At 31.4% G+C, this 9,073-nt stretch carries 8 protein-coding genes and 4 pseudogenes; 5 read left to right on the top strand and 7 right to left on the bottom strand.

Annotated features, from left to right (window positions below):
* A partial coding sequence (locus tag WKI42_RS08390; protein ID WP_368081672.1) for an AraC family transcriptional regulator occupies positions 1-528 on the top strand: 528 nt, incomplete at its 5' end.
* 334 nt (positions 529-862) lie between these two features.
* Here the strand turns inward: WKI42_RS08390 and WKI42_RS08385 are convergent.
* Together WKI42_RS08385 and WKI42_RS08380 are read right to left on the bottom strand one after the other, a co-directional pair.
* Positions 863-1,474 carry a Fic/DOC family protein gene (locus WKI42_RS08385; protein ID WP_050242551.1) on the bottom strand — a complete coding sequence of 204 codons (612 nt, stop codon included), beginning with the start codon at positions 1,472-1,474 and terminating at the stop codon, positions 863-865.
* On the bottom strand, positions 1,474-1,650 hold the full coding sequence (locus WKI42_RS08380) for a hypothetical protein (protein WP_000050754.1): 177 nt from the start codon (positions 1,648-1,650) through the stop codon (positions 1,474-1,476). Before WKI42_RS08380 ends, WKI42_RS08385 begins: the two co-directional genes overlap by 1 nt.
* 405 nt (positions 1,651-2,055) lie before the next feature.
* Here WKI42_RS08380 and WKI42_RS08375 point away from each other — a divergent pair, with 405 nt between their 5' ends.
* Positions 2,056-3,264: an ATP-binding protein gene (locus WKI42_RS08375; protein ID WP_368081671.1), complete on the top strand. Its 1,209-nt coding sequence runs from the start codon at positions 2,056-2,058 to the stop codon at positions 3,262-3,264.
* A gap of 375 nt (positions 3,265-3,639) precedes the next feature.
* Positions 3,640-4,032, top strand: a pseudogene (locus WKI42_RS08370) (tyrosine-type recombinase/integrase); the annotation flags it as partial.
* A gap of 383 nt (positions 4,033-4,415) precedes the next feature.
* Here the strand turns inward: WKI42_RS08370 and WKI42_RS08365 are convergent.
* Positions 4,416-5,072: a hypothetical protein gene (locus WKI42_RS08365; protein WP_050242557.1), complete on the bottom strand. Its 657-nt coding sequence runs from the start codon at positions 5,070-5,072 to the stop codon at positions 4,416-4,418.
* A 320-nt stretch (positions 5,073-5,392) separates the two neighbouring features.
* Here WKI42_RS08365 and WKI42_RS08360 point away from each other — a divergent pair.
* Positions 5,393-5,770: pseudogene (locus WKI42_RS08360) on the top strand (hypothetical protein).
* Positions 5,771-5,880: 110 nt separating this feature from the next.
* Here WKI42_RS08360 and WKI42_RS08355 read toward each other — a convergent pair.
* Together WKI42_RS08355 and WKI42_RS08350 are read right to left on the bottom strand one after the other, a co-directional pair.
* Positions 5,881-6,816: a hypothetical protein gene (locus WKI42_RS08355; RefSeq protein ID WP_050242558.1), complete on the bottom strand. Its 936-nt coding sequence runs from the start codon at positions 6,814-6,816 to the stop codon at positions 5,881-5,883.
* 65 nt (positions 6,817-6,881) lie between these two features.
* Positions 6,882-7,218, bottom strand: a pseudogene (locus WKI42_RS08350) (helix-turn-helix domain-containing protein).
* Between the two features lie 340 nt (positions 7,219-7,558).
* On the opposite strand from WKI42_RS08350, the pseudogene WKI42_RS08345 reads away from it, so the two are divergent.
* Positions 7,559-7,783, top strand: a pseudogene (locus WKI42_RS08345) (transposase); the annotation flags it as partial.
* Between the two features lie 263 nt (positions 7,784-8,046).
* On the opposite strand, the gene rpsI reads toward WKI42_RS08345, so the two are convergent.
* Positions 8,047-8,439: a 30S ribosomal protein S9 gene (gene rpsI / locus WKI42_RS08340; RefSeq protein WP_000075964.1), complete on the bottom strand. Its 393-nt coding sequence runs from the start codon at positions 8,437-8,439 to the stop codon at positions 8,047-8,049.
* Between the two features lie 18 nt (positions 8,440-8,457).
* Complete coding sequence (gene rplM / locus WKI42_RS08335) at positions 8,458-8,904, bottom strand: 50S ribosomal protein L13 (protein WP_001044624.1); 447 nt, start codon at positions 8,902-8,904, stop codon at positions 8,458-8,460.
* Positions 8,905-9,073: the final 169 nt, after the last annotated feature.

The raw sequence follows: 9,073 nt of genomic DNA, 5'->3' as shown, positions 1-9,073 counted from the left end.
CTACAACAAATTTTACTAGATTGGACTCAACAAATAGGAATATATCTAGATCAAAATGGAATTTCGGCACATAAATTGTTCCAAAATAGCACTCATGATTTCCTATTCCAACGACGCTTTCATTCAATTGAATCATTTCAGGATTACTTTGATTATTACTGGTCACATGCTAAGAAATTTGCAACAAACATTGAAAACCAAAAAAATAGTATTCAACGTATCGTCGAATACATAGATCATCACTACTATGAAGATATAAATCGTTCTATATTAGCAGATATGGTTTATCTCAGCGCAGATCATTTAGCTAGAATTTTTAAAAAAGAAACTGGAGAAACTCTTGTTAAATATATAACGGATAAGCGCATTAATGCTGCTAAATCTCTTCTATCTCAAACAAATATCTCGATATCACAGGTATCTTGTCAAGTAGGGTATGATAATTATTCTTACTTTACTAAAATTTTTAAACAAAGGACTGGACTTTCTCCTGGAGATTACCGTAAAACTTATCAAAATAAAATGTAAGCAATCTGAATTATTGAAATGATAAGTAAAATTCAAGGTCTGTAGTAATTTTTGAAATTGTTGATAAGGCAACTTCTTAAAAAGTCAGTTTGAAAAGAAAACACAGTAAATATTTCTAGGATAAAACGTATACTATCAAGCTTTTACGCCTGATAGTATGCGCTTTTTATTTGAATACTTGCTACAACACCTCATAAGGTTTACTATCATGCCATAGCAAAATGAACTGCACCCTAAAAGTTAAATAGAAAAAATCTAACTTTTAAGGTGCAGATTACATAAAATATTCTAGTACAATAGAGCATTCTTATCCAGGGTAGTCGAATGTATAAACTCATAACTTGAAAAGAATTTTTTCAAATAACTTCGTTAATTTAGTTTTGTCTCCATAAACTGTACCATCCATATACAGGTGATAAATCTCATCATCATCACCGATTGATATTTCACATTCATAACCTTTCATTAAAGCTAAAGAGCGAATAACCTCCCTCTGCGTTCTACCGTTTCCCTCACGGAATGGATGAAAATAATTGAGATTATCTAAAATTTCGACCAATAACTGAATGACTTCTTTTCTACTATTAGCATTGTCATGAAATCTATCTATCAAATTATTAAGGTAAGTGAGTGCTGTATCGAAAGACTGAATCGGCATAAAAGCATTACCACTTTTTGAAATATTGACTTTTCTAAATTCACCTGCCCAATGATACATATCTTCAAACAAAAATTGATGAATTTTCAATATATCTTTTACACTATAAACTGGGATAGGATTGATAAATAATTTCAAACTCTTACTAGCAACCATACGATATTCAAGATCGCGTGCTTTTTGCTCATCTCGTTCTTCCTGCTTATTTCTTAGAACTGAAGAATCTGGATAGGTATATAAATTATTCGGATCAATATAGTCATAAGAATCATAACATTTACGCTTCATTAAGCCATCCCCAAAGCAAGAGCTTCATCTCGTAATTTTTCAACATCACTAACCGTAGGTCGCCATCCTTCAATCATATTTGTACTTAAAGCATACCAAACACTCTTAAAAACGGACCGATTTTCAAAAGCGACTCCCATGATTGTCATCTTTTCTTTATCTATATCTAAGGACATACGCTACCTCCTTTAGTTACATTATACCATGTTTCCCAGTAGCTTTTAAATATTTTATTTTGTCTGTAATATCTAAATTTCCAGAACGTTTATCCTATTTATCAGAGGATAATTAAATATCTATCTCATAAACCAGCGGTATTTGTTATTAATTGGCCATGTAACTCAACAATTTGTTCTACCATGAGTTTTTCATTTCACTAATTTCTTAAATGCTTCTAAATGACTTGTTAACACAAATGATGCAACATCAACAAATACAATTTCTTTTTCTATCCTGAAGATATTTAAATAGTTCCAGATATTATTTCTAAACATTTAGAAATATTCAAATAAATTAAACATTATTTCTAAATATTTGAAAATAATTACTATTTGTATTATACTATCTTTGAGGTAACTATTATGAACTATATTAAAAGACCATATTATTTAGATTTTTTAAGAAGACATCGTGACCGTCAAATCATTAAGGTTGTGAGTGGAGTTAGACGAGCTGGTAAATCTGTGCTTTTTCAACTCTATAAAGAGGAGTTACTAACAACTGGCGTAGACGAAGATCAAATCATATCCATCAATTTCGAAGATTTGAGTTACTATGACCTGCGACATTTTCAAACATTATTCGCTTATATAAAAGAGCAGTTAGTTGGGGAGAAAACATACTATATCTTTTTAGATGAAATTCAACATGTTGAAAAATTTGAACTGGTAGCAGATAGTCTATTCATCTTGCCAAATGTTGACCTCTATTTGACTGGATCAAACGCTTACTTTATGAGTAGCCAATTAGCTACAAACTTGACTGGTCGGTATGTTGAGATAGAGGTTCTTCCTTTGTCATTTGAAGAATACCTATCAGGTCAATCTCTCTCAGAGAATTTGAATACAACAGAAATTTTTAACAAGTATCTCTTTAGTGCTTTCCCTTACTTATTGCAAACATCATCTTACGTTGAAAAAATTGACTATCTCAGAGGAATATATAACTCCATACTGTTAAATGATATTGTCACTAGATTGGGAAATCCAAATCCTACTATTATTGAGCGCATTGTCCGAACCCTTCTCAGTAGTACAGGTAGCTTAATATCAACAAATAAGATTCGTAATACCCTGGTCAGCCAAAATGTTTCCATATCCCATAATACTTTGGAAAATTATTTGACGACTTTGACAGACAGTTTACTTTTTTATTCCGTTCCACGTTTTGATGTAAAAGGTAGAGCATTATTGCAACGCTTAGAAAAATATTATCCCGTTGATTTAGGTTTACGACATCTCTTATTACCAGACCACAAAGAAGACATTGGGCATATCTTGGAAAATATTGTCTATTTGGAATTGAGACGTAGATATTCACAAGTATATGTTGGTAATTTAGATAAGTATGAGGTTGATTTTGTTGTTGTAACTGATCTTGGCCACTACGCTTATTATCAGGTCAGTGAAACAACACTTGCTCCAGAAACACTAGAAAGAGAACTTAGACCACTAGAAGCCATTAAAGATCAATTCCCAAAATATCTATTAACAATGGATACGATCCAGCCAACAGCCAATTACAATGGAATTGAGAAAAAAAATATCATAGATTGGTTACTAGAAAAATAGATAAATATAAATCATTCAGCTGACTAGATTTGCAACAGTCTGTTATCAATGATTCTACCCAAATCCTAACAAGATATAGTAAATTTAGAACACATTATCTAATACAGACACTTGAAGGATAAAATGGAATCTTTAACTTCTGGAAGTACTATCAAAAATTAATATCATAGTCTTATTAGAGAATAGCATCACCCACTTTCTCAAATAAGATTAAATTGTAACTGAATTATAATGAAAAAGAGAGTGAGCAATCAGTCTTTAAAATCAGAAAAGCGCATAGTATCAGGTATTGAATGAACAACCTTGATAATATGCGTTTTATTATGGAAATATTTGCTTCATTTTCTCCTGAATAGAGCTTTTGCTATCCTATTTTTCTCTATTTCTAATGACTTACTTCAGCTTCTTACCTCTTGGAAAGAACAACAAAAATATGAACTAGCAAAGTTTGGAATTATCCAATCCGATGAACAATATGTCTTTACTTATATCGATATGAAGGGTAACGTTAATAGCCCTCTACACTCTGACTATCTTAATAATAAAATGAAATCTGTCAAACGTCGTCATCCTGAACTTAAGCATACTACACCTCATAAATTACGACATACAGGAGCAACATTAGCAAAACAGGCTGGAACGTCTATTGAAGCTATTTCTGAAGCTCTAACCCATAGTGACACGATTTCAACTAAGACTTATGTCAACACTTCAAATGTCATTCCAATGGCTGTTGGAGAGATTGCCTATCGTAATCTTAAAAAGTAATGGTGTGAAAAATGGTGTGAATTTTGCTAAAAATCATCAAAAAAACACCCCATGGTGTGAACCATGAAGTGTTGTAAATGCTGTATTGTAGCTGGTTCTTAACGTTTAGAGAACTGGCTAGCTTTACGAGCTTTCTTAAGACCTGGTTTGACAAGGGTCTGTTTCAGATAATTTTAAAATAGCCTAATATCAATAACTAATTGTTTTCTAATATCCCTTAATTTCAAAAAAGTTTGATTAAATTTGATTGAAATAGGGAAATTTATTTAATAAATTGCTCAGTGTTTATAAGTCAACAATGCAAAAACTATAAAAAACGAGTTCAACTCCTTCTTTGTCAAATAACATAAAACATCTGAATCAGAAATACTCAAGTATAGAGCTTAGCTTCTCATTGCGTTCATTATTGAGTTTTCTTTTAAACTCAATAGTTCTTTAAAGTAATCTATATCACTGTTTCTATTTGTTGTTTCAAAAATATATCTCCGATAAGTGTCTTCATGGTTAAAATTTATTTTAGGAGTTCGAAATATATGATAATACACATCAATATTCTTTTCTTCAAGTAGTCGTTTTGCATCCATATGAATTTCTAATGACACTTCAATATCTCGATGCATAAACTCATTATCGTTAAGCATAATGTATATGATAGAAGCTACTAAAAATGTCATCCCACCAATAGGTTTTTCACCCCAAAATGCATTATTACTACTAATCCGGCCGAATTGTAAAGTAGTTTTTCCTAATTCGAATGAATTAACCATCAAATTTGCTTCAGAAATAATTTTACCATTAAAATATAATTGAAATCGAGATCCAAGTTTTAGAAAAGACAGAAAGCCTTCATTCTTATTAAAATCTTTATAGCTGTATTTTGGATAAATTTTTCCGTTCCAACCATCGCCATCTATTGTAAAATATAAGTCTTCCGTTGTAAGAAATATATTGTTTCTCTCATCAGACTTGAAATTGTTTCTCTTATCAGACTTGAAAATTTTACTAATCCAACTATTTATCTTATTTTTTATCTTATACATTCTAAATTCCTAGTATTCTATTTTCTTAATATTCTACAGTCTATCACTGCATGTATATTATAACAAAAATATGTTCAAGAAAACAACTATTTTGAAATCCTTGTCTGTTATAACAGATTTGATATTCTGATATACTACATAAGAAAAGGAAATATACCTTTAAAAAATCTTTTCTAATGTTTATAAAGTTTTCTATTTAATCGTACATTCTTATTTCCGAAAGATAATGATTTTCCCGAAAGAAATAGATCAACCTAAAAAATTACTGTATTACTTATGTAATGTTTCTTTAATATAATATAGAAATAAAAAGTATGTAAATGAAAAGATTTATCACATTACTTTTAGTGTCTCTATCTACAATTTTATTAATTGCATGTTCTAACCAATCAAGCAATTCTTTAGATGGCGAATACCGTTGAATAAACGAGAGTAGAAATGAAGTTGCCTTTACCATTTCAGGTAACAAAGAAAATAGCAACAAAGGAGAGGCCGACACCTTTACAATTGATAAAGATAGTGCAACAATCGAACTGACTGGCTCTAATATCATAAACCGAAAAGAGAATTATACCTTCAAGGATGACGTATTCACTGTAGATATTTCAGGAACAAAGCAGGAGTATTACAAAAAGAATAGTGAAGAAATACAGCGACAAGTAAAACCCTCAAACTATTTGATATTCTTTATACAATAAAAACGCTTTCGGGGTCAGTACACACCCGCATAGCGGAGTTAGGCGGACTAATAGTCACATAATAAAAATTTACTTAAAGTCAGATTTTAAATACTGTAGAATAGCTCTTTCTAAAACTTACTCCCAAATTTTTTTGTAGGTAAATAAAATTCAGCATAAGGTTTCTCTAACACATACAATGATATAAACTGACATGATAAAAAATGAACATAACGAATATTATTTTCTGAAATTTCACAAATTTTCCCGTGTGCTATACTATTTCTAATATCGACTAATTCATGAATTATTCTACTATTAATTTCAAAAAATTTTGTTTTAATCTTCGGATTCAGAAATTCATAATTTTCAGCTATTTTTATTTTTAGTTGATTCCATGCTAGTAATATCCTTGTATAATTTCGACCTTTAAGAAACCTATCTAAAGAGTTTATAAGATCTCCAGATAAATTATCTATAGAATCTATATCTAATTCTGTTGATAGTGAATCAGTTAATAAATTATTTAAAAATGATTGTGTTTGAACTTTACGTTGTTGGTGTTTAGTTTTATAGAATAATCTTTCTCTTTCTATCACTAGTTTAGCAATTATCTCAATTGGTTTGAAACACATCAAAAATTCATCTTCAATATATTCTCTGTATTCATGTTGCAAACCAATACTATACATTCTCATTAAATCTAATATAAGTTGACGTTTTTTTCTATTTTTCTTTCTATTTAAACTATTTTCAATTATTTGCAATTTTGTTAGCCATTGAGACATCTTATCTTGTTGTTTTACCTCTGGTAAAACTTCATTGTATTTTGATATACTTCTTATAACAAGAGGTATATTAGTAAAAAATGACAAAATAGTTAAGCACTCTTCAATGTTTTGCTTTTGATCTGAAATGACTTGCAAATACTTATTTTCCTTAGTATATATGAACTTTAAAGTACATCTCCAAAATTTGAAGCATGCTCCGTTAGGTAAATCAAAGGCCGTTCCCCATGTATCCCATATATCATCGAACTCATTAAAATCTATTATTGCCGTATACATTAATATAGCTCCTTTATAAAATAAATATGTTATTTCAGTTTAAATATTCTATTAGACGATTACATTTACAGTTTTTTATTTTCTTCCAAAATCTTTTTTCGTTCTTCCATAAACTCAATCAACTTTTTCTTAAATACTTCCTTTTCTTTTCAGTTAATCCTTTTAAGTTCATACGGAAAAGTAATCCAATGTTGTCTAATTCATTTGATTTTTCTTCTGAGTTTCCAACTAAATAGTCAACTGTAACATCCAATACTTGTGCAATCTTAACAAAATTTTCCTGTGTTGTTTTTTTAATCCACGTTCCCATGAAACATATGCCTGTTGGGAAATTTCAGCTATTTGAGCTTGTGTTAGTTTTACTTGTTTCCTTAGTGTTTTCAAGCGTTCTGAGAATTCCATATGTTACCTCAAAAAATTATTTTAAATTCTTGTAGAAAAATGTTGACATCCACAACCATAGGTTATTAAATACAATTAACAACTTTTAGTTGTATAGCGATTAAAAATAATAACCTTATATTCAAGGCTAAATCACAATCTTTAAAAAATTAAATAAACAGTGTGTCTAACAACCAGAGGATTGATTGTCAAAACTACACTAAACTTCATACCTTTATTGTAAATGTTTTTGAAAAAAAGTCAAGTCCTTATATGGTTGAAGTGAAGATATAAAACATTTGGTAACTTTGTTTAAAATCTGTACTATATACCATATATTTATTATAATATGCTTTTTTTAAAACTAAGCAACTATATTATGGATAATGCAGGATTCCATAGAATGGGTAAGCTAGAGCGCTTATGTGAATAATTTGGGCATAAACTTTTACCACTTCCTCCCTACTCACCTGAGTACAATCCTATTGAGAGAACATGGGCTCATATCAAAAAGCACCTCAAAAAGGTATTACCACGTTGCAATACTTTTTTTAAGGATCTTTTGTCTTGTTCTTATTTCAATTGACTATAATTTCCCTAAAACAATAAGGTAAACTTTGAGGTAAACTTTTTAAAAAAACACCCCATGGTGTGAACCATGAAGTGTTCCGAAACGTTGATAGTATAGTATTGATTAACGTTTTGAGCCAACTGGCCTTGGTCCGGTCGCAGCCACATTTGCAAGCGACTAAAGTCGCAACAACTGTGTCAATTGCACCAATTTAGTAAGAAAGTACAAAAAAGAACACCCCGAAAGGTGCTCTTTGTAAGTATAATAATTCTTTCGAATTAACGTTTACTAAATTGTGATGCTTTACGAGCTTTCTTAAGACCTGGTTTCTTACGTTCAACTTTACGTGAGTCACGTGTAAGAAGTCCTGCGCGTTTCAATGAATCGCGGAAGTCTGGGTCTACTTGAAGAAGGGCACGAGCGATACCGTGACGGATAGCTCCTGATTGACCAGCGTATCCACCACCTACAACGTTAACGAAAACGTCGTATGAACCTGCAGTTGAAGTAACTGCGAATGGTTGATTGATGACAAGACGAAGGTCAGCGTGTGGGATGTACTCTTCAACATCTTTTTTGTTAACAGTGATTTTACCAGTTCCTGGAACAAGGCGAACGCGTGCAACAGCGTTTTTACGACGTCCAGTACCTGCATATTGTGCTTGTGACATACTTTATTGTTCCTTTCCTTAGATAAGTCCTGAAATGTCAAGAACTTCTGGTTGTTGTGCAGCGTGAGTGTGCTCAGCTCCAACAAATACTTTCAACTTCATACCTTGAGCGCGTCCAAGAGTATTGTGTGGAAGCATACCTTTAACTGATTTCTCGATCAAACGTACTGCATTTTTAGAACGAAGTTCACCTGCAGAGATTTGTTTCAATCCACCTGGGTGGTTTGAGTGAGTGTAGTAGATTTTATCAGTTGCTTTTTTACCAGTCAATTTAACTTTTTCAGCATTGATAACAATCACAAAGTCACCTGTATCAGTGTGTGGTGTAAATGTTGGTTTGTTTTTTCCGCGAAGTACGCTAGCAACTACTGCAGAAAGACGTCCAAGTGGTACATCAGTTGCGTCAACTACGTACCATTTACGTTCAACTTGGCCTGGTTTAGCCATAAATGTTGTTTTGTTCATGATTTCTCCTATATATAGTTCGATTTTTGTTTACGGTGATGGGTGTTCCTTCCCATCGAAAAGTATTTGGAAGGTTCCGGGGCCTTTCAAATGGGGTAAACAATACCGCCTACTATCATACCAAATTTCACCCCTAAAAGTCAATAGATATGAAAAATATTTTTCTAAA

Origin of the sequence: Streptococcus pseudopneumoniae (assembly GCF_038148935.1) — a bacterium.
In the GTDB taxonomy this organism is placed as follows: domain Bacteria; phylum Bacillota; class Bacilli; order Lactobacillales; family Streptococcaceae; genus Streptococcus; species Streptococcus pseudopneumoniae_U.
The sequence above is the reverse complement of the archived record's forward strand: the minus strand, read 5'-3'. Positions and strand labels throughout refer to the sequence as shown.

Coding starts and splice junctions, on each gene's coding strand:
- WKI42_RS08380 (WP_000050754.1), bottom strand. CDS start 1,650: ATGTCCTTAGATATAGATAAAGAAAAGATGACAATCATGGGAGTCGCT.
- WKI42_RS08375 (WP_368081671.1), top strand. CDS start 2,056: ATGAACTATATTAAAAGACCATATTATTTAGATTTTTTAAGAAGACAT.
- WKI42_RS08365 (WP_050242557.1), bottom strand. CDS start 5,072: ATGTATAAGATAAAAAATAAGATAAATAGTTGGATTAGTAAAATTTTC.
- WKI42_RS08385 (WP_050242551.1), bottom strand. CDS start 1,474: ATGAAGCGTAAATGTTATGATTCTTATGACTATATTGATCCGAATAAT.
- rplM (WP_001044624.1), bottom strand. CDS start 8,904: ATGAACAAAACAACATTTATGGCTAAACCAGGCCAAGTTGAACGTAAA.
- rpsI (WP_000075964.1), bottom strand. CDS start 8,439: ATGTCACAAGCACAATATGCAGGTACTGGACGTCGTAAAAACGCTGTT.
- WKI42_RS08355 (WP_050242558.1), bottom strand. CDS start 6,816: ATGTATACGGCAATAATAGATTTTAATGAGTTCGATGATATATGGGAT.